General features: G+C 58.5%; 26 protein-coding genes and 1 pseudogene. 15 read left to right on the forward strand and 12 right to left on the reverse strand.

Annotated elements, in window-relative coordinates; translation table 11 throughout:
* Nucleotides 1–23 precede the first annotated feature (23 nt).
* Nucleotides 24–1,784 (forward strand): L-tyrosine/L-tryptophan isonitrile synthase family protein, encoded by a 1,761-nt coding sequence (locus J3D54_RS20460; RefSeq protein WP_253422141.1) that lies wholly within the window; start codon nt 24–26, stop codon nt 1,782–1,784.
* Nucleotides 1,785–1,856: 72 nt separating this feature from the next.
* Here the strand turns inward: J3D54_RS20460 and J3D54_RS20465 are convergent, their stop codons facing one another.
* Nucleotides 1,857–2,150, reverse strand: a complete 294-nt coding sequence (locus tag J3D54_RS20465; protein WP_253422144.1) for a fructose-bisphosphate aldolase — start codon at nt 2,148–2,150, stop codon at nt 1,857–1,859.
* Between the two features lie 506 nt (nt 2,151–2,656).
* On the opposite strand from J3D54_RS20465, the gene J3D54_RS20470 reads away from it, so the two are divergent.
* Complete coding sequence (locus J3D54_RS20470) at nt 2,657–3,079, forward strand: HD domain-containing protein (RefSeq protein WP_253422148.1); 423 nt, start codon at nt 2,657–2,659, stop codon at nt 3,077–3,079.
* A 149-nt stretch (nt 3,080–3,228) separates the two neighbouring features.
* Here the strand turns inward: J3D54_RS20470 and J3D54_RS20475 are convergent.
* A pseudogene (locus J3D54_RS20475) lies at nt 3,229–3,446 on the reverse strand (PLD nuclease N-terminal domain-containing protein).
* A 1,446-nt stretch (nt 3,447–4,892) separates the two neighbouring features.
* Here J3D54_RS20475 and J3D54_RS20480 point away from each other — a divergent pair.
* The 4 genes from J3D54_RS20480 to J3D54_RS20495 all read left to right on the forward strand — a co-directional run bounded on the left by J3D54_RS20480 (nt 4,893) and on the right by J3D54_RS20495 (nt 6,792).
* Entirely contained in the window at nt 4,893–5,681 is a 789-nt protein-coding gene (locus J3D54_RS20480; RefSeq protein ID WP_253422152.1) for a DeoR/GlpR family DNA-binding transcription regulator, read from the forward strand.
* 61 nt (nt 5,682–5,742) lie between these two features.
* The gene (locus J3D54_RS20485) at nt 5,743–5,979 is read left to right on the forward strand and encodes a hypothetical protein (protein ID WP_253422153.1); all 237 of its coding nucleotides are present in this window, start codon (nt 5,743–5,745) and stop codon (nt 5,977–5,979) included.
* Between the two features lie 124 nt (nt 5,980–6,103).
* Nucleotides 6,104–6,328, forward strand: a complete 225-nt coding sequence (locus J3D54_RS20490; RefSeq protein WP_253422154.1) for a hypothetical protein — start codon at nt 6,104–6,106, stop codon at nt 6,326–6,328.
* A gap of 65 nt (nt 6,329–6,393) precedes the next feature.
* Nucleotides 6,394–6,792, forward strand: a complete 399-nt coding sequence (locus J3D54_RS20495; RefSeq protein ID WP_253422155.1) for a DUF5329 domain-containing protein — start codon at nt 6,394–6,396, stop codon at nt 6,790–6,792.
* A 15-nt stretch (nt 6,793–6,807) separates the two neighbouring features.
* Here J3D54_RS20495 and chrA read toward each other — a convergent pair whose 3' ends face one another.
* Nucleotides 6,808–8,166: a chromate efflux transporter gene (chrA, locus tag J3D54_RS20500; RefSeq protein WP_253422156.1), complete on the reverse strand. Its 1,359-nt coding sequence runs from the start codon at nt 8,164–8,166 to the stop codon at nt 6,808–6,810.
* Between the two features lie 30 nt (nt 8,167–8,196).
* A complete protein-coding gene (locus J3D54_RS20505; protein WP_253422157.1) occupies nt 8,197–9,048 on the reverse strand; it encodes a CAP domain-containing protein in 852 nt (283 codons plus the stop codon).
* A 182-nt stretch (nt 9,049–9,230) separates the two neighbouring features.
* On the opposite strand from J3D54_RS20505, the gene J3D54_RS20510 reads away from it, so the two are divergent.
* Nucleotides 9,231–9,851, forward strand: a complete 621-nt coding sequence (locus J3D54_RS20510; RefSeq protein ID WP_253422158.1) for a cell wall hydrolase — start codon at nt 9,231–9,233, stop codon at nt 9,849–9,851.
* A gap of 35 nt (nt 9,852–9,886) precedes the next feature.
* Here the strand turns inward: J3D54_RS20510 and J3D54_RS20515 are convergent, their stop codons facing one another.
* The gene (locus J3D54_RS20515) at nt 9,887–11,335 is read right to left on the reverse strand and encodes a PAS domain S-box protein (protein WP_253422160.1); all 1,449 of its coding nucleotides are present in this window, start codon (nt 11,333–11,335) and stop codon (nt 9,887–9,889) included.
* 434 nt (nt 11,336–11,769) lie between these two features.
* Between J3D54_RS20515 and J3D54_RS20520 the strand changes: the two genes are divergently transcribed.
* The 4 genes from J3D54_RS20520 (at nt 11,770) to J3D54_RS20535 (ending at nt 18,243) form a co-directional block, all read left to right on the forward strand.
* A complete protein-coding gene (locus J3D54_RS20520) occupies nt 11,770–13,671 on the forward strand; it encodes a potassium transporter Kup (RefSeq protein ID WP_253422163.1) in 1,902 nt (633 codons plus the stop codon).
* A gap of 322 nt (nt 13,672–13,993) precedes the next feature.
* On the forward strand, nt 13,994–15,472 hold the full coding sequence (locus J3D54_RS20525; protein ID WP_253422165.1) for a tyrosinase family protein: 1,479 nt from the start codon (nt 13,994–13,996) through the stop codon (nt 15,470–15,472).
* 10 nt (nt 15,473–15,482) lie between these two features.
* Complete coding sequence (locus J3D54_RS20530; protein ID WP_367399623.1) at nt 15,483–16,259, forward strand: DUF2182 domain-containing protein; 777 nt, start codon at nt 15,483–15,485, stop codon at nt 16,257–16,259.
* Nucleotides 16,252–18,243 (forward strand): hypothetical protein, encoded by a 1,992-nt coding sequence (locus J3D54_RS20535; RefSeq protein ID WP_253422168.1) that lies wholly within the window; start codon nt 16,252–16,254, stop codon nt 18,241–18,243. The genes J3D54_RS20530 and J3D54_RS20535 overlap by 8 nt, the downstream gene beginning before the upstream one ends.
* 100 nt (nt 18,244–18,343) lie before the next feature.
* Here the strand turns inward: J3D54_RS20535 and J3D54_RS20540 are convergent, their stop codons facing one another.
* A complete protein-coding gene (locus tag J3D54_RS20540) occupies nt 18,344–18,685 on the reverse strand; it encodes a DUF190 domain-containing protein (RefSeq protein ID WP_253422171.1) in 342 nt (113 codons plus the stop codon).
* A 14-nt stretch (nt 18,686–18,699) separates the two neighbouring features.
* Nucleotides 18,700–19,083 (reverse strand): fluoride efflux transporter CrcB, encoded by a 384-nt coding sequence (crcB, locus tag J3D54_RS20545; RefSeq protein ID WP_253422173.1) that lies wholly within the window; start codon nt 19,081–19,083, stop codon nt 18,700–18,702.
* Nucleotides 19,084–19,298: 215 nt separating this feature from the next.
* On the opposite strand from crcB, the gene J3D54_RS20550 reads away from it, so the two are divergent.
* On the forward strand, nt 19,299–20,348 hold the full coding sequence (locus J3D54_RS20550) for an alpha/beta fold hydrolase (RefSeq protein WP_253426678.1): 1,050 nt from the start codon (nt 19,299–19,301) through the stop codon (nt 20,346–20,348).
* A gap of 135 nt (nt 20,349–20,483) precedes the next feature.
* Here the strand turns inward: J3D54_RS20550 and J3D54_RS20555 are convergent, their stop codons facing one another.
* On the reverse strand, nt 20,484–20,645 hold the full coding sequence (locus J3D54_RS20555) for a DUF2986 domain-containing protein (protein ID WP_018930247.1): 162 nt from the start codon (nt 20,643–20,645) through the stop codon (nt 20,484–20,486).
* A 230-nt stretch (nt 20,646–20,875) separates the two neighbouring features.
* On the opposite strand from J3D54_RS20555, the gene J3D54_RS20560 reads away from it, so the two are divergent.
* Nucleotides 20,876–21,598: a tetratricopeptide repeat protein gene (locus J3D54_RS20560; RefSeq protein WP_253422174.1), complete on the forward strand. Its 723-nt coding sequence runs from the start codon at nt 20,876–20,878 to the stop codon at nt 21,596–21,598.
* An 87-nt stretch (nt 21,599–21,685) separates the two neighbouring features.
* On the opposite strand, the gene J3D54_RS20565 is transcribed toward J3D54_RS20560, so the two are convergent.
* Complete coding sequence (locus J3D54_RS20565; RefSeq protein WP_253426681.1) at nt 21,686–22,084, reverse strand: hypothetical protein; 399 nt, start codon at nt 22,082–22,084, stop codon at nt 21,686–21,688.
* Nucleotides 22,085–22,416: 332 nt separating this feature from the next.
* Between J3D54_RS20565 and J3D54_RS20570 the strand changes: the two genes are divergently transcribed.
* Nucleotides 22,417–23,253, forward strand: coding sequence for an AraC family transcriptional regulator (locus J3D54_RS20570; protein ID WP_253422175.1), 837 nt, complete (start codon nt 22,417–22,419; stop codon nt 23,251–23,253).
* A gap of 108 nt (nt 23,254–23,361) precedes the next feature.
* Nucleotides 23,362–23,958, forward strand: coding sequence for a LysE family translocator (locus tag J3D54_RS20575; protein WP_253422176.1), 597 nt, complete (start codon nt 23,362–23,364; stop codon nt 23,956–23,958).
* A gap of 295 nt (nt 23,959–24,253) precedes the next feature.
* Here the strand turns inward: J3D54_RS20575 and J3D54_RS20580 are convergent, their stop codons facing one another.
* The 3 genes from J3D54_RS20580 to J3D54_RS20590 form a co-directional block, all read right to left on the reverse strand.
* The gene (locus J3D54_RS20580; RefSeq protein WP_253422177.1) at nt 24,254–24,772 is read right to left on the reverse strand and encodes a cysteine hydrolase family protein; all 519 of its coding nucleotides are present in this window, start codon (nt 24,770–24,772) and stop codon (nt 24,254–24,256) included.
* Nucleotides 24,773–25,084: 312 nt separating this feature from the next.
* Nucleotides 25,085–25,510: an N-acetyltransferase gene (locus J3D54_RS20585; RefSeq protein ID WP_253422178.1), complete on the reverse strand. Its 426-nt coding sequence runs from the start codon at nt 25,508–25,510 to the stop codon at nt 25,085–25,087.
* 47 nt (nt 25,511–25,557) lie between these two features.
* Nucleotides 25,558–26,412 carry a LysR substrate-binding domain-containing protein gene (locus J3D54_RS20590; protein ID WP_253422179.1) on the reverse strand — a complete coding sequence of 285 codons (855 nt, stop codon included), beginning with the start codon at nt 26,410–26,412 and terminating at the stop codon, nt 25,558–25,560.
* Nucleotides 26,413–26,464 lie beyond the last annotated feature (52 nt).

Genomic DNA, 26,464 nt, shown 5'->3' on the forward strand with positions numbered 1-26,464 from the left:
CACACCCTCAAGGAAATTGTTCTATGGAACATAGAGATGCCTGGATCGCTGCCGTCAGCGATTTGCTGGCCGGTTATCTGCTCAAAGGCACGGATGATTGTTTCGACACACAAGGCAGGGCACATCTGGCGCTTCGATTGGGGCACTGCTTCGATCAGGGCCTGCCAGTGCGTCTGGTTTTGCCAGGCTTTCCCTGCAAGTCGCCGAACGCCAGCGACCAGACCTTCGGCGTGCTGCCGGACTACGGCGAGGTCATGGCCATCGAGCGTCTCGACCAACTCGGCCAAGCCATCGCCGCGTTGCACGCACCGGGCTGCGTGGTGTCGATCCTCAGCGACGGCACGACCTTCAATGACATCGTCGGCGTGGCCGACGACGTTCGCGCTGCCTACAACCGGGCGTTGCGTGAACTGTGCACCACCCACACGATTGAGTGGGTTAGCATGGAAGACCTGTTTCCCCAGGCCCAAAGTGCCGAGTCGGTTCGCGCCAGCCTGATCAAGCAGGCCCGTTTACCGTGGAAAAACCTTGGTGAGCTGATCGAGCAGAGCCGCGACGATGAATCCCTCAGCCGGGCGCATGACAACCTCTGCAGTCACCTCTACAACGATCTGCGTCTGTGCCGCGAAGACGGGCAGAGCGAGGACGAGTACCTGCAACAAATCAACTTCAAAGCCTATCAAATGATGTATCGCGGGCACGCATTGAACGCGGCAGTGGACCGCTTCTTCGGCGATGACATTCGCTTGTCGGTCCATCAATACAGCAATGCCGGACCCAAATTCACCTTCGGCCTGGCCGAAGGGCTGACCCGCGCGGACAGCCCCTGGCACGCCGTGCCTGTGTGCAACCTCGATGGTAGCCAAACCCTTCGTACCCGCGCCCAAGTCGACCTCGACCACCATGTGCTGGTCACCTATGAAGGGCGGCCATGGCTCTACCATCAAACAGAAAACCCGCAGGCCCAAGGCTTCGAGTACGAACTGCAAAAACTTCCGCTGTTTGGCCTGATGGTACGAGACCCGTTGGGGCTGGGTTTCGAACGACTGTCCACCGGCCTGCTGGAAGCTCTGGTGGAAACCTTCGGTTTCGTCTGCCTCAAAGGCTGCCGTTTCGACGACCAGGATAGCTTTGCTCGCAGCTGCGAACGCTTCGGCACGCTCTACGAATGGGCCTTCGGTGCCGTCCACGTGGTCAAGCCTGCGGACAAACCCCAAGGCGTGGTGCACTCGCTGGAGAAAACACCGTTGCACTGGGACCTGAACATGCTGCCCGACAGCGACGCACAGGTTCAGCGCAACCCGAAATTCTGCGCCAGCAAATTCATGCTGTACTGCAAGACCGCGCCGCAGCCGGGCGAGGGCCAGACCACTGTCGTCGACAGCCGCAACGTACTGCGCAAAGTCGGGCAGCAAGTCGCCCGACAATGGCAGGGCGTGAACATCACCTACTACACCAAAATGACCTACTTCGGCGGCTCGCCGCGCATGTACAGCCTGGTGGACCATCATCCCCGCAGCGGCGAGCTCATCCTGCGCTACCAAGAGGGCACCGACTCGACATTGCAGACCTTGAGCCAGTCAGTGCAGGACCATGACGAGCAGGCTCAGCAGACGTTGCTGGAACAGGTCAATGCGCTGGTTTATGACCCGGAGTGTCTGATTGCTCATCAATGGAGTGAGGGGGATCTGGTGCTGATCGACAACTATCGGACGTTGCATGGGCGGCTGCCGATGTCGGCGGGTTCTTCGTCGCGGGAGTTGTGGCGGGTGCAGGTTTACTGATTGTTGTTGTCAGAGTCGGAGCAGGAAGCAGAAAAACCGCAGTAATGCGGTTTTTCTACGACTGAAATTTAATCACTGCCCCTTGGGCGTATCGAACCCACGTTGCTCAATCACCCGAAACACATCACTCACATCCTGAACCAGGATCCGGGCGATATTGGTGACGGTGTTGATGTCGTGTTCGGCATAGTCGGGGAGGCTGGTGCAGGCCATAAGGTTCAGGTATTTGAGGACGGCATTGAGGCGTTCGCTGAGGCAGCTGTGGAGTTCGCGTATCGGGGCGTCGGCGTCGATGAGGAGGACGGGGTGGTCGGTGGCGAAGTGGGACATGGGGGTGTAGTGGCGGAGCGGGTTTTGAGTCGTCATGGTGTTAATCCTAATAAAAGTAGAATTGCCACCGTTCTGCTGCGAAACAAAATGGGTGGCAGCTATGCGCGGGTTCGCAGACCGGAGGATTAACACCAGGACCCGGCAGACCCGAAGGTCTCCCACGCACAACCGCCATAAAACGATACTCAGCCGGGAGTCGGCCGTGCTTGACGGATCAAGGTGTCAATCTTAAGGGCTGCGAAACCCTATCGCCAACCGATGTCAGCGACAGACCCACTCTAGGCAGCGATTTTGGTAGCCGCAACCGAGGTGTAGGACGTTCGGATGGTCATTTCGCAAAGTGGCTTTTCTCCACTTCATGGCGAAAACGCAGTAAAACCGGGCATCGCAGTGTGTCTGAGGAAACGGGCTAGCAGGTTTTGGGGCTGCTTCGCAGCCCGACGGGAGCAAGCTCCCTCGCCACAAAGGGCAGATTCCTACATATTTTGCAGACTTCCAAATCATGGCCGCGACGTTACGGCATTTAACCCGAGGAGAGTCCCATGAGTCAGACACTGGAACGCGCCATCGCCATCGCCGCTGCGGCGCATGAGGGGCAGGTGGACAAGGGCGGGGCGCCTTACATTCTGCATCCGCTGAAGGTCATGCTGCGGGTGAACACGCTGGAAGAGCGCATCGTCGCGGTGTTGCATGACGTGGTCGAGGACTGTGGCATCAGCTTCGCCGATCTGCGCAAGGAAGGCTTCAGCGAAACGGTGCTGACGGCGATTGCGTCGGTGACCAAGGTGCCGGGCGAGTCTTATGAGGCGTTCGTCGAGCGCGCGGCGCAGAACCCGATCGGGCGGGTGGTGAAGCTGGCCGATCTGGAAGAGAACAGCGACTTGTCGCGGATTGCGCAGCCGTCCTGGGAGGATCTGGAGCGTGTTGAGAAGTATCGGCGGGCGATGGGGGTGTTGCGTTCGTAGTGAGTGTTGGCACCGGGTGCCGGCGCGAGTGCCGATCATTCCGGGATTTGCGGAGGGAGTTCCAGCCCGAAATGACAAGCCCCAAATCATCAGGGCTTTGTCGTTTGAAATTGCGCAGTTCTCAGATCGTTACCACACGCCGTCCGGCGTTATTGTCTGGCCTGCTGTGAGTGCGGGGTCTTGGCAATGTGCTTCGGTCCCGCCAAGGCCCATGCGATCAGCCCGAACAGCGGCACAAACACGATCACCACGATCCACACCAGTTTGTTGCTCGATTTGCCCTCGGCTTACGCACCCTGTTGATCGCCCACAACTCAATCAGCAAAAGTACTGCTGCGAGTACGATCCAGATTGTTTCGATTTGCATGAGTCACCTCCTGATAGTCATTCAGTTAGGCGAGTGGGGGTGGGCGGGGTTCATTAAATTTGGGGTGGCTTGGGCTTAAGATCAAAAGATCGCAATCTTCGGCAGCTCCTTGCCGATCGGGTAGGCGTTTGGATTTTGGACAGTCCACGATTTTTCGCTCAACGGTTTTTGAAATCGTGGACCGTCTCGGTGTTTCGCACTCGGTAGCTATTTTGTGCCCTGGCAGCCTCGCGAGCGGTCTCAACGTGATTCGACTCTGTCTGTCGACTGCCATTGCCTGACCATTGGATTTACGGATGAAACCAACGATGCGACTCCCGTTCCACGCCAAGAAAATCATTGCCATAACAGCCATGTTCCTGTCTCTCTCTGGTTGTGTCGGGGTGGTGGTGACAACGCCGGAACCGGAAAGAGAACGCATGCCCCTGACCTATCAGAAAACAGATGGCGACCTGACTACGCGGGCGTGGTGTGGCGTAACGTTATGGGCGGTGATTGTACCTGTCCCCTTGAAGTTACCCGTCTGCAAGCTTCACGAGGGGCAGTCTTTAACATCGTCCTTTTCTGCTTGCGGTCCACTGATGGCCCTGGGACCTATCTCTCAGGGTTATCAGGGAAATGCCCTGTGTGGGACATTTCACGGCTGGTGAACATGACGGTGGTGTTCGAAACTGACGCTCGTGAAATACCGGAACAGACCACCATTTCTCCGTTCAACGATGTTTGAAATCGTGGACTGTCATGGGCTGAAGATCAAAAGATCCCAGCCTTAGGCCGTTCCTACAAGGGGAACGGCTTGCCGGCGATGGCGTTTTTGAGGGAGTCTTCGCCGGCAAGCCTGGCTCCTACAGGGTTAGAGGCTGTTGGCCAGTTTTCCGATAGACAGCCGACGTTTGTAAGCGGTGTCGCGATTCGCCAGCCACCAGAAGCCCGTCCCGCGGCGTTAGTATTTTTCCATTTACCCATCATTCCCCTTGAAAATAATCAGTCTAAAAACCCCGCCCCAAGCCTCGAACGGTTTGCTATTCTGAGGTTGTAGGTGAAGACGCAGACTGATGCGCAAAGGGATAGCGAGGAGGCGTGGGGCGCGCTCCCAAGGGTACACGGTTAGAAAGATCTCCGCGCTGAGATCCAGCCCTTATGCCGTGTGAGGCAGAACAGCCTAAAGCTAAAAATCCTGTTCTGTGAGAGGCCCGATAAACCTTGTAAGCCAGAGACCAGCACTGGCCACCTACATCGATTTCCAAAGCCCGCCTTGTGCGGGCTTTTTCGTGTTCGCGATTCGTAGCAGCTGCCCAGCCTGCGAGGCTGCGTTCGGCTGCAAAGCAGTGCGTTGTGATAGGCACCCGGCAAGCCCACTCCCACAGGTTTCATGCCTGGCATGCTGGTTGTGTTCATCCTGATGTTTGGCTAATCTCGCACAAACACGCAAAAACAGGCATAACCATGCACGCCGAGCATTCCTCCGTCGAACTCCCCCAACTGCGCCGCCAAAAAATCCTGCTGATCCTCGAACGTGACGGCAAGGTTATGGCTTCTGAGCTGAGCCAGCATTTCGCCGTGTCCGAAGACACCATTCGCCGGGACCTGTCGGAGCTGGCCAGTGCCGGGCTGGTGCAGCGGGTGCATGGCGGGGCGTTGCCACGACCCAAGGACACGGGCAAGGATTACTTCACCCGGATAAGCGAAACCGACGAGGTGAAAACCCGGTTGGCGCAACTCGCCGCGCGTCGGGTCAAAGACGGTCAGATCGTGATGTTCGATTCCGGGAGTACCACGTTGCAGATCGCACGCTCGCTGCCTGCGGACATTGTCATTACGGCCGTCACTGCGTCGCCGATGATCGCGATCACATTGGCCGAATATAAAGGCATCACAGTGATCGTCGCCGGTGGTCAGCTCAACCCTGCGACGATGTCTTCCAGCGGGTATGAAACCCAGCGGCTGATTGAGGGTATCAAGGCCGACCTGGTGTTCACCGGGGTCTGTGCCATTCATCCGGAAGTCGGCCTCAGTTCGTTGCATTTCGATGAGGTGCCGGTGAAACAGGCGATGCTCGCCAGCGCCTCCCACGTAATTGCCGTGACCACCGCGGACAAACTGGGGGCAGTGGAGCCCTTTGTGGTTGCGCCTTGTGCCCATGTGCATACGCTGATCACCGAGCGTCATGTGGCCTCGGGCAATGTCGAGGATTATCAAAAGCTGGGGATCGAGGTGGTGCAGGCAGACGCCTGAACGTCATCGCGCCCGGCGCAGCATGGGTTACGCTGATAGCTACGACGAGAGGAATGCAGTCATGACTGAGCGCCACGTGATCCACTCGGAAACGCTATCGAACGGATGCACGATCAAGGTTAAGGCCGAGATATTGAGAGACGGTTCGCTGGGGATGTTCATCGGCGTTTATTGGCCGGATGGTTCGGCCATCGTTGAGGACAAACACCCCTCACCGCATCTGCTGGATATGGAAGCGGCGATGGAGTGGGCCATCGAAAAAGCCAAAACCATCGGTAACAGCCAAAGGACGCTATAAGGGCCGGCGTTAACTGAATCATTGATCGGCTGGAAGGTCGTATCTGTGGGCTTGAACGCACTGCGATTGAATTCACAGGGAGCGTCACCTCATCCCCGTAGCTCTGACCTTTTAGGATGTCCAAATGAAGCGCACCGCGATAATGACCCTGGCCATTGCAAGTACTCTCCTGTTGGGAGGCTGCTGGCCTTACTGGGAAGAGGGAGACAGGTACGATCACGACCACCGCCGAGAATACCGTCGTGACCATGACCGAGGCTATGATCAGCGTGATGATCGAGGATACGATCGCGATTATGATCGTCGTGATGATCGCCGTCGTCACCGTGACAACAATGATGACGATTGACGCTTGATCACCCGATTTCAGAGCGGGGGGTATTACCGCTCTGAATGTCCTTGCGAGGTATAACCATGCGTATTCTGACTGGATGTATCGTTCGCCCCCTCAGCCATTGGCTGATTGCAACAGGTATCGCCCTGACGGCCATGGCTCTTGATGCCCAGGCCCAAATCCCACCTCAAGCCACTCAGGAAATAAACAGCTTGCTGGACTTTGTCGAGCACAGTGACTGTCGGTTTGTGCGCAACGGCAGCGAATATCCAGGTACTCAGGCGCGGGCACATCTGCAGAAGAAGCTGGAGTACCTTGAAGAGCAGGACAGGGTGAACAGCGCTGAAGACTTCATTGAGCTGGCGGCCACCCAAAGCAGTATGAGTGGCCGCGCCTATGAAGTGCGCTGTGCGACAGGTGTTCAGCCGGCCAGCCTCTGGCTGAAGACCGAGTTGCAGAGGCAACGTCAGCGTCATTGATTGTCTTGTCGGGCGCTAGCGCAGCAGATGCACCGCCAACCCAATCAACCCGCAGCCCATCAGCACCTCGATCACGCCCCGTTTGAAGCGGAACAAGGCGATGGCCGCTGCGATGGCGATCAGCGCCGAAGGCCAGTCGAGTTGGCCGCTGAAGCCCTTGGGCCAGAGCACGTGGTAGCCGAAGAAACATGCCAGGTTAAGGATCACACCGACCACCGCCGCGGTAATCGCGGTCAGTGGCGCGGTGAGCCTGAGTTCGTTGTGGGTCGACTCCACCAACGGGCCGCCCGCGAGGATGAACAGGAACGACGGCAGGAAGGTGAACCAGGTGACCAGCGTGGCGGCGAGGGCGCCAGCCAGGAACATTTGATCCGGGCCGAACACCTGATGAACATAGGCGCCGACAAAACCGACGAAGGCCACCACCATGATCAGCGGCCCGGGAGTGGTTTCGCCGAGCGCCAGGCCATCGATCATTTGCGTGGGCGTCAGCCAGCCATAGTGGCCGACAGCGCCCTGATACACATAAGGCAGCACGGCATACGCGCCGCCGAACGTCAGCAACGCGGCTTTGGTAAAGAACCAGCCCATTTGGGTCAGGGTGCCGTCCCAGCCGAACAGGGCGGTGAGAATCCCCATCGGCAGCACCCACAAGACCGCGCCCACCAGCAACAGGCGCAGGAGTTTGAAACTGCTGAAACGGGCGTGTTCGGGAGTGGGGGTGTCGTCGTCGATCAAGGCCGGGCCGAAGGATTTTTTCGCCGCGCCGTGGCCTCCGGCCCTGAACCGTTCAGGCGCCAGGCGCCCGCCGAAATAGCCGATGATTGCGGCGCCCAGCACAATCAACGGGAACGGCACATTGAACACGAAGATGGCCGTGAACGACGCCGCGGCAATCCCCCACAGCCAGTTGTTCTTCAATGCCCGTGAACCGATCCGGTGGGCCGCCTGCACCACAATCGCGGTCACGGCCGGCTTGATCCCATAAAAAAGCCCGGCCACCGCCGGCACTTCGCCAAAGGCGATGTACACCCACGACAATCCGATCAGGATGAACAACGACGGGAGTACAAAGAGTCCGCCGGCAATCAGGCCGCCCCACGTCCGATGCATCAGCCAACCGATGTAGGTTGCCAGCTGCTGAGCCTCCGGCCCGGGCAGCAACATGCAGTAGTTGAGGGCGTGCAGAAAGCGCCGTTCCGAGATCCAGCGTCGGCGCTCCACCAACTCCTGGTGCATGATCGAGATCTGTCCGGCCGGCCCGCCGAAGCTGATGAAGCCGAGCTTGAGCCAGAACAGGAACGCTTCCCGTAGGCTAATTGCTTCAGGCTTCGACAGATCCTGTTCGACGGTCGAAGAGGGGGCTTTATTCAACAGGCGATTCCTTTTTCAACAGGCGATTCTTCACGGCGTGCCAAACATCGCCGTCCAGTAAATACCAGCGTCACTCTTCGGGTCCACCGCATAGGCTGCACCCAGTTCGCGAAATTGTGGGTTCATCAGGTTGGCGCAATGGCCCGGGCTGGCCAGCCAGCCATCGACCACCTTGCGTATTGTGTCCTGCCCGGCGGCGATGTTCTCACCGACCTGCTGACCGGCATAACCCGCCAGTTCGGCCCGATCACCCGGGGTGCGGCCATCGCGGTCCTTGTGATCGAAAAAGTTTTGGTTGGCCATGGCCCGGCTGTGGGTCTCGGCGGCTGACCCGAGCGTGGCGTTCCAGGCCAGCGGCGTCGTGGCGGCAAAGGATTGGGCGCCACACTGGCGCGCCTGCGTGCGGGCGCTGTTCATCGCTTCGAGCAGTTTCTGACCCTCCGCCTGCCAGTCGCCCAAGCGCCCGGACAACAGGGGGCGCGCCAGCACGATGCGCCACTCACGACCTTCCCGGCTGACGCCGACGTCGACAAATTGCGGGTCCAGCACCACCCGGCAGAAGCTCTCCTGAATCGCCTTCATCGCGGCAGCTGCATCACGCGGGCCGGATAAGCTGATCGCCTGCACGTTAACCATCGGATACGCCGCGCGGGCCAGTGCCTGTTGCAGGTCGCCGATGCTGTTGGCGGACAGCACCAGACGCGGATCGCTGGCCAGCGGTGGCAACTCCGACGACGCCTGACCGGCACAGCGCTGCACCTGGCTGCGGTAAACGTTGATCGACTCGACGAGCTGCTGTTCATCGGCCGCCGACGCGATGACGCTGAACACCAACCCGAATGACAGCACACCAAGATGCAAAACGGATGACAGGCTGCGCATGAAAATCTCCCTTGAACGGACTGTGCCCATGATGCGCGATGTCCCCCCTCCGGATGCAATGCCTTTTCGCGCCCAAATGCAGTTTATTGCCTGCCTGTTGGTATGAATTCCGGCGACTACAATCAACTCAGGTCTGCGATCGTTTTGTTGTTCACATCGGTTTCAATCAGAAGGATCGGAACATGCGATTTAAAGGGGTAGCCACCTGCTTCGCAATCATCCTTCTGTGCGGCCAGGTGTGGGCGACAGATCAGGAGCAAAAAAAGGAAGTGGCTGAAGACAAGGCACAGGTCCTGGAGCAGAAAGCGGCAGAGAAGGGGAGTGACGTTCCGATACCCAAGTCCGAGACCATCACCACCTCTGAAGCACAGGCGGTCGATCCGGCGGGCACAGCGCCGTTGGAGGATGCCATTACATGCCTTGCACGCAGCATCTACTGGGAAGCCAAAGGGGTGACGGATGCTGACATGGAGGGCGTCGCCGGTGTGGTCATGAACCGGCTGGGCCATGAAGGTTTTCCGGATACGGTGTGCGGCGTGGTCAAGCAAGGTTCTGAAAAGCACGCCTGCCAGTTTTCATGGTGGTGTGACGGGCGTGCAGATCAGGTAAAGGAAGACGACGAATATGCCCACGCCAAGGAAATCGCGCGCAAGGCACTCAACAAGCAACTCACGGACCGCACCCATGGTGCTTTGTATTTCCACGACAGAACGGTGAAGCCCGACTGGGCGAAGCAGTACATCAAGACAGGCGAGACCCCGAAATTTCTGTTCTATAAGCCTGGTGGCGGGACGGCAAAGTAGGTGTGAATCGCTTCACACCACCTGGAGCCAACCCTCTACTGGCCGCGAGTGCTACGGGTGGGAAACGCTACGGTGATGGTCAGCCCCTCGCGCTTCCAGTCACGGCGGATTTCGCCGTGAAGCTGGCCCTGCACGGTCGCTTTGGCGAGAAGTGTGCCGAAACCGGTGCTATCGGGTTCCCGGTCAATGAGCGGCCCATTCCTTTCGCTCCAGACAACGGTGAACAGCTCCTCACTCTCGCTGCAGACAATATCCAAAAGCCCTTCAGACAAAGACAGCGCCCCATATTTCGCAGCGTTGGTTGCAAACTCATGCAACAGCAGAGCGAAGCTTGTGACGGATGCACCGTCAATCGTTATGTCAGGGCCGGTCACGAAGGCGCGTGCCTGGCTGTTATCCTCGCCACCGGCATAAGGCGCGAGAATGGTTTGAATGAGTGTATGCAATGTCGTGGGCTGCTCGTTGCTCAAACCGTGCGGTATGGTCAGGGTGTGCGCTCGCGCCAATGCGTTCAGCCTTGCGCAAACGGCGGAGGCGAGTTCACCGGAGGTCGTTGCCGAACGGGCGCTCAGTGAGACCACGCTGTTCGCCAGGGAGAACAGGTTTTTCACCCGGTGATCCATCTCTCTGATGAGCAGGCTCTTTTGTTCTTCCGCCTGTCGGCGCTCGGTGATATCGCGAGCGATTTTGGCCGCTCCGACAATACGGCCTTGCCGATTTCTGATGGGGGAGACGGCGAGAGATATCTCGACAAGGCTGCCGTCTTTGCGCCGCCGCAGGGTTTCATAGTGTTCGATGCGCTCGCCTCGACGAATGCGCGCCAAAATGTGGGGTTCCTCATCCTGCCGATCCAGGGGAATGAGCATGCCAATGGGTTGGCCGACGGCTTCTTCGGCGGTGTAACCGAAGAGTCGCTGGGCGCCAGCGTTCCAGTTGGTAATCGTGCCGTTCAGGTCTTTGGCGATGATTGCATCGGAGGACGATTCGACCAGCGCGTCATGCCTCAGCGCGGCTTCGTCGGCAACGGTCTGGTCGGTCATATCGATCAGCATGTTAACGGCGCCTATCAGACCGCCTGCTGCATCGAAGATCGGCGAGGGGCACGCCAGAAAGCGAACGCGTGTGCCATCCGGACGTTCGGCGATGGCCTCAAGCCCTCTGACAGGACGTTGTTCCTTTAATGCCATGGCCATGGGGCATTCATCGTGGGGCAGCGGCGTGCCGTCAGGCCAATAGAGCTTCCAGGAGCCGCAAAAGGTGCTCTCCCCAAGCGCCGGGCTCACTCCCCACAGCGCCACAGCCGCATGGTTGTAAAAGGTGATCAGGCCCTTGGCATCGGTTGTGTAGGTGGCCTCGGGCAGTGCCTGAAGGACATCAATCAACCCCAGGTCGTGAAGGGATGGGGAGGTTTGCTCGCTACCTTCTGAGGAAATACAGGTAGATCCAATAGCGGTGTCGTCCTCATAGATAGGCCCTCGGCTCATTCGCTAACTCCATGCTGGTGGTGCCTTGGCACTCGATTCAGGTGATACGGGTTGAAAATACGGGATATAACGAAGTGGCTAGGTCCCAGAAAGAACCTTGCCTCCAATTAAGGACTATTTTTGGTCGTGCACAAGAAATTTGATCGAAATTTGCCCGTTGATCCGTAGCAGGGCTTGCCCGAACATTTTTACGGTTTCTTTACGGTAGGCGTTTTCCCCTGCGATGATACTTGCCACGCTTTTTTTTGATCGTCGACAGGCCTGCAAAACTCGCCAGGTTGCCTGAACGAACGGCGTGCCCCCCATGGACTAATCTGATTATCAAACTGTGGGATTACATGGCTGAGTCCAAACGTTTGCCAGGTGACCTCGCAAACCCTCTTGGCTCGAAGGTGGCATGCCATTTCTTTCCTTCCACTTCAGAGAAGCTACCCGTGAGCGAAACAGCGACCCCTGCCCATGAAGACTCCCACGCCAAAACATCCGGGGTGGGCTTGCTCGTCGCCGCGGTCGGCGTGGTTTATGGGGACATTGGTACCAGCCCGCTTTACACCCTCAAGGAAGTGTTCGCCGGCCACTATGGCGTCCAGGCCAATCAGGACGGTGTACTGGGCATTCTGTCGTTGATTTTCTGGTCGCTGATCTGGGTCGTCTCGATCAAGTACGTGCTGTTTATCCTGCGCGCCAACAACCAGGGCGAGGGGGGCATCATGGCCTTGACGGCCCTGGCACGTCGGGCCTCGGCGCCGTATCCGAAAATGAGCAGGATCCTGGTGTTACTCGGGCTGTTTGGCGCGGCACTGTTTTACGGGGACAGCATGATCACCCCGGCCATCTCGGTGCTCTCCGCGGTTGAAGGGCTACAGCTTGCGTTCGAGGGCATCGGGCATTGGGTCGTTCCACTGTCCGTTATCGTTCTGGTCGCACTTTTCCTGATCCAGAAACATGGCACGGCGCGTATCGGCATTCTGTTCGGCCCGGTCATGGTGCTGTGGTTCGTGGTGTTGGGCATTCTCGGTATTTACGGCATTCTGCAACGCCCGGAAGTGTTGCAAGCACTCAATCCTGCTTGGACCGTGCGATTTTTCGTGGTTCATCCGGGCATTGGCATCGCCATTCTGGGGGCCGTGGTATTGGCATTGACCGGTGCTGAAGCGCTGTATGCCGACATGGGCCATTTCGGTCGCAAACCGATTGCCCGTGCCTGGTTCATGCTGGTGCTGCCTGGCCTGGTGCTCAATTACTTTGGCCAGGGTGCGTTGATCCTCGGAAACCCGGAAGCGGTACGCAACCCATTCTATCTATTGGCACCCGACTGGGCGCTGCTGCCGATGGTCGCGCTGTCGACACTGGCCACCATCATCGCCTCCCAGGCGGTGATTTCCGGGGCGTTCTCACTGACTCGCCAGGCCATTCAGCTGGGTTACGTACCGCGTATGTTTATCCAGCACACCTCCAGTCAGGAGCAGGGGCAGATTTACATCGGTATTGTGAACTGGGCGCTGATGGTCGGCGTCGTGTTGCTGGTCATCGGCTTTGAATCGTCCAGTGCGCTGGCGGCGGCGTATGGCGTGGCGGTGACGGGGACCATGTTGATCACGACCATTCTGTCTTCGGCCGTCGTCCTGCTGCTCTGGAAAACACCGCGCTGGCTGGCGATTCCGATGCTGTTGGGTTTTCTCGTGGTCGACAGCCTGTACTTCGCCGCCAACATATCGAAGATCTTCCAGGGCGGTGCGTTCCCGGTGATTGCCGGTATTGCCCTGTTCATTTTGATGACCACCTGGAAACGCGGCCGCAAGATCATTGTCGAGCGACTGGACGAAACCGCTCTGCCGCTGCCGTTGTTCATCAGCAGCATCCGCGCGCAACCACCCCATCGCGTGCAGGGTACGGCGGTATTTCTGACGGCCAGATCCGATGCTGTCCCCCATGCCCTGTTGCACAACCTGTTGCATAACCAGGTGCTGCACGAACAGGTGGTGTTACTCACCGTGGTGTCTGAAGACCGCCCGCGTGTGCCTGCGGATCAGCGGTTCGAGGTCGAGTCCTATGGCGAAGGGTTCTTCCGGGTCAGTCTGCACTTTGGTTTTATCGAAGAGCCCGATGTGCCGCTGGCGTTGAGTCTGTGCCATTTGGAAGAGCTGGATTTCAGCCCGATGCGCACCACCTATTTCCTCAGCCGCGAGACGGTCGTCCCGACCAAGCGTATCGGCATGGCCCGTTGGCGCGAGACCCTGTTCGCGTTCTTGCTGAAGAACGCCAACAGCAACCTCAAATACTTCAATTTGCCGCTCAATCGCGTGATTGAGCTGGGTACGCAGGTCGAGATGTAGCCGGCTGCAGTCAGTCAAATGCATATCCCTGCTGTTACCGGCGAAAACCCAACGGTTCATCGAGTTTCTGCGTGAGCAATTGCAGGATGCTTAGCGGGTGGTGACTGCCTTTCATCGCCTGCGGCAAATATCATGTGAATTTGCCAAGACAATTTTGCCGGGCTTCTATACTGAATCTCGCAGAGGCGCGCATCACCGCAACTCAGCGAGCCTCGTGAGCGCAGTTCCGCCCTTAACATGACGTCGTGAACTGCAAAGGATTGCAATCGGTGTGACGACACGGTCGCCACGCCAGCGAAATGTTGCAAGGGAGGGTACGTTCATGAGTACGGCTCGACAAGATGTCGCGACACTCGGTTCCGGCTGGAACAAGGTTCTGCTCAACTATGCGCTGGCGATGCGCGAGCTGGACAAGCTGCCGATAACCGATCACAACAGTTGGAAATTCCTGGGCGCCATCCACGGGTTCGATCGGCAATTGTGGATTGACGAAAACGTGCTGGGTGAGGACGACCCGATTCCAAAGGATCTGACCAACTATACCTATGGCAGTCAGTGCCAGCACGGCAGTTGGTATTTCCTTTCCTGGCACCGCGGTTATGTGTTTGCATTCGAGGCGATCGTCGCTGCGAAAGTGAAGGAACTGACCGGCGACGAATGGGCGCTGCCGTACTGGAACTACCTCAACAGCGGCAACCCGGATGCGCGGCATGTTCCAGATGCTTTTCTGGAAGAAACCTTGCCCGACGGCAGCCCGAACCCGCTCAGCAAATACCCCCGTCGACAAGGACTTACCAAACTGCAGCCAGGCCCACGCGATGCGTTCAGCCTCGCCGCGATGGAGGAGAACGATTTCCAGGTCGGCAATGATGGCAGCATCGGATTCGGCGGCGGCGTCACCGGCGATTTCGTTCAGTTCGCCCGCTGGACCGGCGATCTGGAGAACAACCCGCACAATACGGTCCATCGTCTTATCGGCGGCGACCAGGGATTCATGGCCAATCCGTATCTTGCGGGCCTGGACCCGATCTTCTGGTTGCACCATTGCAACATCGACCGGCTCTGGGAGGCGTGGATGAACACGCCGGGCAAGACGATGGTTCGCGATCCGCGCTGGCTCAACGGCCCGGCTGACCGCACCTTCATCATGCCGGTGCCGGGTGGCGCTGCTGGAATGAAGTTCTCCGGCCGCGACACACTGATGGATGGCAAATTGCACCGTAGCTATGCGGACTTGCGCATCGGCACCGGTGTAACACCTGGAGCAGAGGCTGTGGCACGGGTCAAAATGGGTGCGCCGGATCAACAAAGCATCGAGCCAATCGGTGCCAATGCGGCGGCGGTCAGGGTTGGTGGGGCGCCGGTGCGTACGCAGGTCGACCTCGATCAGCAAGCCACCACCGCCGGCATCGCCGCGATGGGCGCGATGGAGCCGGGCAGGGAGGTGACCCGGCTTTACCTGGCGCTTGAATCGGTGCGCGGCTCCGCGCCTTCTCCTCTGCTGGAGGTGTACGTCAATCTGCCGGAAGGCGTTGATCCCCAGCTCCATCCCGAGTGCCATGCCGGCAGCCTGACGCTGTTCGGCCTGAACGTCGCCTCGCGGCCGGACGGCGGCCACGGCGGCAACGGGCTTGGCTATACGATCGACATTACCGACCTGGCCCAGCGGCTGACGGATGCTGGCGACTTTGATCCGAACCATCTGCGGGTAACCCTCGTTCCGGGCGAGCAGATATCGGAAGCCAAGCCCGTGACCGTGGACCGAATCAGTGTTCTCAAGCGAAGTGGCGTCGTGAGCTGAGTACCCGCTCATGCGGCCAGGTTCGGTATTGCGCAGCTTCACCCAGGCGCCCTGGCCGTTGCTGTTCGCAACGGCTGGGCTCGGTCTGGCCCTTAGCGTTTACAACGCCGGGCACGTTGCACACCCGACCTTCTGCAGCTCGGTGGTGGGGCTGTCCATCGTGACGCTCTGGCCCACCGTGTTGGAGGCAGAGTTCGCCCTGAATCCACTGAACCGCCTGCTGGCCGACTGGGCGCTGATGCTTGTCGCGATGATGCCGCCGCTTCTGGCCATGCCGCTCATGCATGTCTGGCGCTCCAGCCTGCCTCGCAGACGCCTGCGCGCATCAGTCGGGTTCTTGCTCGGTTACGGTGCGTTATGGATGGCCGCCGGGCCGATCCTGACCGTTCTCGCCTTGTTGTTGCAGCTCACCGTCGCAGAGGCGGCCCTTGCCGGTGCACTGCTGATTGCGATGCTGTGGAGTGCCAGCCCGTGGCACCGCGCGGCGCTTAATCGTGGCCACCGGATGCGGCGGATCGGTCTCTTCGGCTGGGCCGCCGACAGGGATTGTCTGATCTTCGGCATGACGCATGGGGTTTGGTGCATTGTGTCGTGCTGGGCGTGGATGTTGGTGCCACTGCTTGGCGGGGCGTGGCACATCCCGATCATGTTGTTTGCAGGCGCAATAATGTTGGCTGAGCGCCTGACTCCTGCCGATCGGCCGCGCTGGCGTTGGCCGGCGAGTTTCCCCCGACTTGATCCCGGCTCTGTCCTCTCTGCGCGAAAGGTGGCGCGCCCGCATGACTAGGCGGGCCTGCCTGACGATCGGGGTCAGCACGCTGACTCCGACCTCAAACCAGACACTGCGCTTCGCGTACCTGGACGGCGCCGTGCTCGCCGCCCGTTCAATCGGCGACTGGGCGCTCCGCTCGGGCTTCGGCGCCGACAACGTGAGAATCGTCGACGACGGCCTCGCTGGCGATATTCCAGTCACCCGTGAACGGGTACAGCAAGCGGTCGATGAACTGTTTCCGAGTGGGGCGGAGGTGGTCGAGCAGTTGATCCTGGCGTTTTGCGGCCATGGCCTCACCGATGCGAATATCGGTTCGATCTCGTGGCTGTTCAGCGATTCCCTGCGCTTGAAGTACCGTGTTCTGGCCGACTTGTTCTACACCGAACTGTTACTGCATGGCGTCCAGCGCATCACACTGATTACCGATGCATGCCGCGAAGCGCCGAAGAATATCGACCTGATGCGCCTCGATGCCGTGCGCGGGATCGTCGTGCAGGGCACACAAGTCGACAGCCCCAGGTTTGATCGTCTGGCCTCCTGCCAGGACGGACAACTCGGCTATATGGTGTCTGATCCGATGTCCGGCGCTCCCGGCAAGTGTGTGTTTTCTGGCGTGATCGCCGACGCGCTCTGGGGCATCGAGCCGGCCGCTATCATTGAGGGTGTGATCACCACGGAGACACTGGGCAAATGCGTGCGGTCGCGCACCACCGAGCGCGCGAAAGAGTATCGCCTGAAGCTCAACCCGCAATGCCTGGTCGATCCGGAACCGGCCGTGCTCTACAACGCCGCCAATCCACTACAGGGCGCTGCCGAATTGCAACCCTGGCCGCGTACGGGAAATGCCACCACCCTGGGCGCGGTCGAGGCGGTTGGCGCACCGGGTGCCGCCGAGCAAATTCTTGAGCGGGTGCATACCGACACAGACTTTCGCGAGCGGATTCTCGGCACCGGTTTTGGCTTCAAGGGGCGCGATCTGGCGGTGCCAGCCGACCACTTCATCACCATCCCCGACGACAGTAAGGATCTACTCCAGGATCTGTTCGAGCTGCGGCACCAGACCACTCACACGCCTGAAAAAACGCAAAAGGTACAGGCACTGGTTCAGCGACTGGAGGCCGATTCGGCTGCCGATGTCCGCAAGACTGCGGCTGGAGAGGTTCGGCGCAGGCTGGAGCAAGTCAACGATCCAGGCCGGGCGAACGTAATCGTCTGGGGCAATCAAGCGAGGCTTTTGTCCCGGGAGCCGATCGAACGACTGGACGCAACGCCCGGGTTCGAGACCTTCCGTATCAAGAGCGATCCGCAGGGGATGCCGGTGTTGGTCGAGTTGGCCGATGGCACATTCACACCGGTTGTTCCATACGATGACCTGTATGCCGTCGTGGCACCCAGTACCGCCGGCGACGTTTTCCAGGCCTATGGCATGCGCAATGCTCCCGAGAGCTATCAAGGGATGCTCGGCGCAATCGACGACTTCGCCGCCGGCCGACTCCAGGCCGACAGCATTGACCGGCTCGCCGCCGACCTACGGAACCAAAAGCACGCGGATCCCATGCTGGGGGTGATCTGCGCCTACCTGTATCGTGCCGTTGCCGACTACGACAGCATCCGTCGCATGGCGTATTTTTATGTTGCCCATGACCAACCGGTGCCCTTTGACATCGCGCTGCTCGGGGCGATGCAAGTGACCCGAGAAGTGAAGGGTGCTCTGCAGCTGAATGTGCCGGCCGTGAAGGCGCGCCAACCCCGACCGGATGCGCCCGCACTCCCTGACTACGTCATGCAAGCAACCCCGGCCGTGCAGGCCTGGATCGGTGGGCGATGCCCGTGGCTGGGATTGGGGTGGGACTATGTCAAGGACCCGCGACCGGAATGGGCTGTGCTCGTTGAAGGACTTGCCGATTATGTCGGGATGGTTCGTCGTAGTGGGTCGACGGTGTTGCCTGATAAGGCTGCGTATGAGCTTGCAGCGGTTTGGAATCTTCAGTTGGGTTGAGATGGACAATACCGGACGCCGGGCCAAAGTCTGCTACCCGTTGAATCCACAGCCAAAAGCGGGCGTTCGATTGCAGCAACACATCTACCTTCTTCATGTTTCAAGGCTGGTGACTGGGCTGGTTGGCCTGTCTACCGACGGCTCCGAATTCAACCGGGGTCTTTATGTAAAACAGGGAGATATCTTCGACCTCAAGTCGTTCAAACAGGCGAACGAACTCCTCTTCGGTCATTGCCAAGCGGATTTCGGTAGGTTGATCGGCCAGCTCAAAAAAATGCGAGGAATGCAGTTTCCCTGAATGCCCGAAGCCTTCGATACCCGTTGCCAGGGTGGCACCGCGTAAACCCATCTCTTTGGCCAGATCGACGAGCCATTCACCCAGCATTTTTCCGTGATGTCGACGGTTCTGTTGGGTAAAGAAAATCACCAAAAAGCCTTTCATGACTCATCACCTCTCTAGCGTGTGCCAATCAGTTGAAACGAAATAAGCCCCGCAACGGTCATCGCCAGTGAACCTGCCACGTGTAGCAAAATGGCGCCAATTGCCCAAAGAAGCCTGCCTTCCTGAATCAAGGTGACAGTTTCGGCTGAAAACGTAGAAAAGGTTGTCAGGCCCCCACAGAAGCCGGTGATGATCAGAAGTCGCCATTCAGGACTCAGTGATGGCGTTGCAGCCAGCCACGCAATCGCAAAACCAATGATGTATCCCCCGATCATGTTGGCAATCAGGGTTCCTGGCGGAACAGTCGGGAACAGGGCATTGAGTTTGATGCCCAGTAGCCAGCGTAACCAGGCCCCGAGGGATGCGCCGATAGCGATAACGAGTAGTGATTTCAGCATAGCTGTCCGTCTCCTAGCGGCATAAGCTGGCGGCTTCGACCGACCTTGGGCGGCAAACGCTTTTATGAAGAGATTTACGCCCGTCGATTCGATTGTGGGCTTTAATGTCTGTGCTTACTATGCAGCCACGTTAGCTTCGACTCCGGACGAAGGTGGATGCGCCTAACGGCGGGGTCAGGTTGCCATGCATTTGTCTAATCAAGGAAGAAACGACATTGAAAATAGCTTTCGGCGTCCTGTTGTTCACCTGGCTGACTTCTATCGCATTCGCTGACGAGAACCCTGTCGGCTTCCAATCTTCCACACTGGCGGACTCGCAAAATGACCGCGCACTGGAGATGGTCGTCTGGTACCCCGGTGCAACTACCGCAGCCACGCAATTGATCGGCGATGATGCGGTGTTCGTCGGGGCTTCTGCCGTTCGTGACGCGCCGCCCGCTGCTGGCAAGCATCCATTGTTGGTGCTCTCCCACGGGTACAGAGGTAATTGGAGCAACCAGATCTGGCTTGCCAGTGCTCTGGCTCATAGGGGGTATATCGTCGCCGCAATCAATCACCCTGGCACCACCACTCATGACCGTAGCCCTCAAGCGGCGGCGCAGTTATGGCAGCGCCCCGTTGATTTACGCCGAGCCATAGATGCGGTCACGACTCAACCTGAAAAATTCGGCTTGGTCGCCAATGACCGAATTGCAGTAGTGGGCCATTCACTCGGTGGCTGGACCGCCCTGGAGATCGCCGGTGCTCGTTTCGATCCAGAGCGCTTCGCCCATGACTGCAAAGCCCACCCGCAGATATCAAGTTGCACTGTCTATGAAAAGATAAACCCCGCAAGCACCTCGGAATCAAAGGCCGCGTTGGCCACCGATTTGCGCGATAAACGCGTCACTGCCGTGGTTACATTGGACCTGGGTCTTTCACGGGGCCTGACTGATGAAAGCCTGGCCGCGCTGCCGGTACCAACGCTGGTGATCGCTGCCGGTGTACCGTCGCGCGAGCTACCTGCTGAGTTGGAGTCTGCCAACCTGGCCAAACGCTTGCCAGCGGCGTCAAGCCGTTACGTCGAAATCAGCGACGCAAGCCATTTCAGCTTCTCGTCGATGTGCAAACCTGGCGCGCAGAAAATGCTCGAAGACGATGTACCAGGCGATGGCATCATTTGCCTGGATGGCGACGGCGGTCGCTCACGTGGGGTGATTCAACAGCAGATCACATCGCTGATAGCAGAGTTTCTTCAGTCATCCTACAAAGAAGAAAGTTTGTAAAGTCGTGGTACGGGAACTGCTGCAGCTCAACAAAAAAACGCTGTAGCAGTTTTGGCGTCCGCGCAATCTGTCAGATCGGTTGGGCAGGGAAGTGGGCTCTGCGGCGGAAGCGGTCGGTCGCGAAGGCTACGTAGATCAGCTCTCAGCGCAAGTGATTGAGTCCTGACCGGCTTCAGCCGCCAGCTTCAATCGGTCAGCTTTACTAATGTATTTAGTCTTGCTTTTCGGTGCCAATTTGGCGCTGGCCTTTTTGGCGTTAGCCTTTAATAACTGATTTATTTTTTTACGACGATTCATGTTTTCTGCTCGAGTTGTCAGTGCTTGAATGATACCAGCTTAAAATTTCCAGTAAAAAATGATACCGGTTGCGGTGACCTGCGGATTCCACACCGTCCGCAGTGGCCGTTGCCGCGGGAACTTCAGGGTACTGGCCAGGGTCCATGGGGGCCCTATATCGCAGATGCTGAGCAGCGCTGGTGGCCTGTTTGACGACAGTGCCGTCCGAGATCAGCCGAGTCCGCCCCCTGATGCCAACCAAGAATTTTCTGCCGGGTCTTATCCTGGCGTTCTGCGTCGTCGCCTCGCTTTGTTCGGTTGCTGCCGAGCGAAGGGCGCCCTCGCAAAGTAACAGCGCATCAACCACTCTGATCGAAACCGCCTCGCGGCAGTATGGAGAGGGTCAGTTGGACCAGGCCGCTGCCACGCTGGAGCGAGCCCTGCATATCCAGCCGAACAATCCCGCGACGCTGCATTACCTCGGTGTGTTGCGTCTTCAGCAGGGGCAGTACCAGCAGGCTGAAACGTTGGCGGTGCGCTCGAACATGAGGGTTGGTAGCAACGTAGCGTTACGCAACCGCAACTACCAATTGATCCAGGCGGCGCAGCAGGCCAAGGATTCGAGCACTTCACCCAACGCTAAAGAGGACCAGATCGCAGTACAGAAGGGGCTCGAAGAGGAGGCCCAAAGGCTGCGCGAAGCAGAAATGGCCGCTGCTGAACAATCCACTCCGGACTCCGGGCGCGACGCTGGCAACTTCGCTCGCACAATGCCCGAAGGAGAATTGCAATCGACTTCTGCCGAGCCGGCGCCCGCGCACGATGGCGTTGAGATTCCCCGCGGCCATTGGCCGCCTCCGGGGAAATGCCGAATCTGGTTTCCTAATCGCCCGCCCGGGCATCAGCCCCCACCCGGCAAATGCAAGAAGCTGCGGCATCGGGTTCCGTTGGGAGCCTATCTGGTGCACGGTTGAGCGACGGTCCAGCTTCGACCGTCGCGTCACATTGAATGGTCACATTTTCCGTCTGTTCCGCCATTCGCAGGTTGGCGGAGCATCGCACTAGCGACGATAGTAGCGGTGATCGTCCTCGTAGCGGTGCTGCATGGGCCGATCCTCGTGGCGCTCCCAATAACGATGGCGTTCAGCTTCTCGACGGGCTTGCTCTCTACGCCACTGTTCTCTACGCCAGTCGTCTCGGCGCCAATCGTCTCTACGATCGTGCCAACGGCCGTCATGCCAGTATCGGTCATCATGGGCCAGCAAGGGACCTGGCTGTTTGCCAGCCATACTGGCCAAGGTTGGCCAAGGGTTGCCAGCGGCCTCGACCGGAGCTTGAACGGCTGCCACTTCAGTTGCGAAAACAGGGGTTGAGGTCTTCATTTGTGTTGCTGATGCGGAGCCCACCGCCGCGAGCGCGAACAGGCCGAAGAGCACCCTCCGTGGGTCATGGAATTTCATGAGCGAAGACAACCTCTGATTGACAATGGATGTGTGGCCATCTGACTGCGGGAAGCCTGCGAGGTCGCGCTTACCGAGGATGTGCCTGTCCACATAGACCGATAAATAAAGAAAAGTTCTCGGATGCCAAGGTGAGGAAGAGTCCATCCCATTGCTTCTGGCCGATTTGTGGCGGTCACGACTGACGGCAATCGACCCGTTTTCTGCCTTCTCGGCATAGGCGGCCATGGCTCAGCATCAACCTGCACAAATCTTCTAAACGTCCTATTCAAAAGCGCGGTAATTTAGTCGCCCGCACAGTTCAAAACTGAACCCTACCTCTGGAGCCTTCCGTGGATAAACGCAACTGGATTGAGCTGTCCCAGGATGCCGATACCGGGATTGAATCGATTCGTGCCCATTTTCAGGGGCATGCCTACGATCCGCACTGGCATGACAGTTTTCTGGTGGGGGTCACCGAACAGGGGGTGCAGCAGTTCAATTGCCGACGCGTTCGCCATCTTAGTACGCCGGGCAAGGTATTCATGCTGGAGCCGGGGGAAATCCACGATGGGCATGCGCCGACCGAGGAAGGGTTTACTTATTCCATGCTCTACCTCGATCCTCACTGGCTTGAACGGGAGTTGCATGCGTTGTTCGAGCACGCGCCGGCCAACAGTCAGCCGGGCTTTGCCGACACCCTGAGCCAGGATCCGCGCCTGGCCACTGCCATTTATCAAGCTTTCCACGTGCTCCACGAGGGTGACTTGCGCATCGTGCGTCAGAGCGCCATCGATACCTTGTTGGGGGCGCTCACTTGCCACCTTGATTGGCGCAAGCGGCGGGCCGTTGATCCGCGTCTGCCGTTGGTGGCCCAGGTTGCGCGTGACTATCTGCATGCCCATGTCTACGAGGACATCGGGCTGGATGATCTGGCTCAAGCCTGTGGTGTTGATCGCTTTCGCCTGACGCGGGCCTTCAAGGCAGCCTTTGGAATGGCGCCTCATGCTTATCTGATTCAGCTGCGCCTGGCCAAGGCGCGGCAGCTACTGGCGCGGGGCGAGTCGCCGGCGCAGGTGGCCAGTGCTCTCGGGTTTTCCGATCAAAGCCATATGGGGCGCTGGTTCCGCCGTGCCTACCAGCTCACGCCAGCGGACTACCGCAAGCGCTGCTCAAACCTTCCAGACTGAATCCAGCTGACCCGCGACCATGGTCTCCTATCTGATCAAGGAGTCCATGCCATGTCTTTTTCGCTGTTCTTTACTGCCCCTTCGATGTGTCCTCAGGGAGTCTGAGCCATGGAATCGCTATTGCCTTTCCTGCTGTTTGCGTTCGTTGCCTCGATCACTCCGGGGCCGACCAATATTCTGGTGCTGAGCCACAGTTCGCGGTGGGGGCTGGGCGCTACGCTGCCGATCATTATTGGCGCATGCGTGGCGGCGGCGCTGATTGTGTTTGCAGTCGGGCTCGGCGTGGGCGAGACGCTGCTGCGGTTTCCACGAGTGCAGCAAGCGATGGCCTGGGCCGGGGTGCTCTGGTTGAGTTGGCTGGCCTGGCAGATCTTTCAAAGCGCGCCACCGTCTCTGAATCCAGCTACCCCGCGCGACGAGGGTCTGAGCGTGTTCGGTGCCGCCACCCTGCAATTGCTCAACCCCAAAGTCTGGATGATGGCGGTGGCGGTGGTGAGCGTGTTTGCCGGTGGCGGCGACAAGGCCATGCGGCTGGTGTTGTTGTCGCTGGTGTTTCTGTTCGTCTCCTTGCCATGCATGACCCTGTGGGCGTTGCTCGGCGTGGGTAGTGCTCGGTTTTTTGGTTCGCCACAGGCGTTCAAACGCGTGAACCATGCACTGGCTTTTTTGCTGCTGGCGTCGGCCTGGTTGACCGTGCTGGTGTAGGTCGAACATTGCCTGGGCAGGGCGCTTTAATCAGCAGCCAGCCCCCCGCCAGATCTTGGGGGGAAGAAGGCCTGTATGGAGAAATGGCGGGCAGAATGCGTTCGTACAGAGACTTCAAGGGGGTATTGCCAGGCCGACTGTAGTCTCGATTGTTCAGTAACGTTCTGGTTCTGACCGTTTTACTTGCTCTAAATCGTTTTTACACAGCTTCGGCCGATTTCTGCTCGTCTCGACTGACCGAAATCGACCCAAGCGGACAGATCGGCCCTGACTCGGACCGGTCTGTCGATGGCGGTTAGAAACACCAGTCCTCAGCATGTACGACACGACAAAATGGTCCCGCCAGGGTCGCATTGTGATGAGCGATAATCTCTTCGGCCTTCAGTGCAGGGGTGTCGTTGCAGGTATGACCATCGGCGATCAGCACTGCATCGAATCCGAGATCTCGTGCAGCGCGGCAAGTGCTGTCGACACAGTATTGGGTCTTCATTCCAGCAATGACCACGCCCTGAGTTCCACAAGCCCGTAGCTGATCGGCCAGAGCTGTCTTGGCGAAGGCGTTGGGTCGGCTTTTCTCGAAGATCACTTCGTCGCCCTGCAGCTCCAGTTCCTGCACCAGGTGCGTCAACGGACTTCCAGACTCGATAGGCGAACCAGGTGGACCAATATGGCGTGCGAGAAAAATCGGCGCGCCTGCACGCCGGGCTTTACTCAGCAGGTTATTCAACGTGTCTAGCAGCGCTTCGCCAGCCCATGGTTTTTCCGGACCATGAAACAACCCAACCTGCATATCGAGAATCAACAGTGCATACATAGTGCTTTTCCTTGCGTTTTGGCCAGCGACACAAGGGCAAAAGAAAGGCCCTATCCATCACTGGCGGGCCTTTGAAGTTCGTGCGTTATTGGCTCACGACACCTCTCACGACCCGCCTCTGGCGGTCGTGGTAGTCGTGGTCAAGGTAATTCGTGGCTGCTTCATAAAGCTGACAGTAGCTGCATCGTACCGGGTTGGCAAGTGAGCGCTACGAGGGTGAAGACTGATTCAAGTATCGATCGTTGAGGTCCGCTTTTGGCCGATTACTGCCCGCTACAAAGCACAGCTATCGGCCCAAGATCCAACGCGCGGTCAGCACAACGACTTCTGGTAATAGAGCCGGGTATGTCCCGGTGGATAGTCTGCCAGGCGTCCGAATTCGGAGTAACCAAGTTTTCGATAAAAACCGGGAGCCTGAAAGCTGAAGGTCTCCAGCCAGATACCAATGCAGTGTTTTTTCTGCGCAACTTCTTCAGCCATGCGCATTAGCCGTTCTCCGATACCCTGACCACGCATCGACTCGGGAACGCTGACAAGATCGATGAGCAGCCATTGATAAGAGACCTTGCCATACAGCCCACCAATAACTTCGTTACTGTCAGCGTCTCGTAGCAATAGAGCAAAAGTTTCATAGGCGTCGTCCCCACCGTTGGCCAGGTTATGGGCCAGCAATGGGGTCAAAATGCCTAGTCGTTCTGCTTCAGTCGCATTTTCCGAAAGCTGGATTTCTACAGACATGGCGCTCTCCCTGAGCAGTGAGTAATGGGGTCAACAAGGTATGATTCTTAAGCCCTGCGCGCAGAGCAATACTCCACAATGAGCTGAGTGACCGCTGCCACAATTGTCTGATCCGCTTCAGGTGCGCTGAACAACCGAAACTGCGCATCCGGCAAATCCGGCAATCCTTGTTCTGTGCCAAGAACCGCCAGTCCTTGCCCCAACTGGCTGACTGGCATGGGCGCTACCGCGAAGCCAGCCAGCGCCGCCGCTCGCAATCCGGCCGTGCTGCTGCACAACATGGCTGTTCGTTGGGTGATCCCTGCCCGAGCCAGTCGTGTCAGGGCCACCTCGCGATAAGGGCACGGCTCGGGAAACAGGGCCAGCGGCAACGGTGTCGGTAACTGGGGGACGGGTTGCGCCGACCAGGCCCACACCAGCGGTTCTTGCCAGAGCAGCAGCCCTGTGTCGCTGGTTTCGCACAGCGAACCAATGACCAATTCCAGATGCCCTTGCTTCATCAAGGCCAGCAACGTGCCCGGAATGCCCACCTGCACGTCGATCTCCATCCCCGGGTACTGCGCGGCGAAATCCTGAAAAGTCCGCATTAACCGCGACTCGACAAAATCTTCGGATAGCCCGATCCGCAGTCGCCCGTGAAACGGCGTGCGTGTCAGTTCTGCCCAGGCATCACGGTTCAGCGCGAGGATCGTGCGCGCATAAGCCACCAGGCGCTCGCCATCGGGCGTCAGTTGCTGGGAACGGGTGGTACGCCTCAACAGGGGTTTACCAATCTGTTCTTCCAATCGCCGCACGTGCCCACTGACCGCGGACTGGGTCAGGTGCAGCTTCTCGGCTGCACGGCTGAAGCCTTCTTCATCGACGACTGTGACAAATGTCTTGAGCAGCAGAGCATCGAACATAGTTTTAGATGTGATTAATGGCCTATTTATTTGCGATTTATATTCTAAATAA

Source organism: Pseudomonas sp. GGS8, assembly GCF_024168645.1.
Taxonomy (GTDB): Bacteria; Pseudomonadota; Gammaproteobacteria; order Pseudomonadales; family Pseudomonadaceae; genus Aquipseudomonas.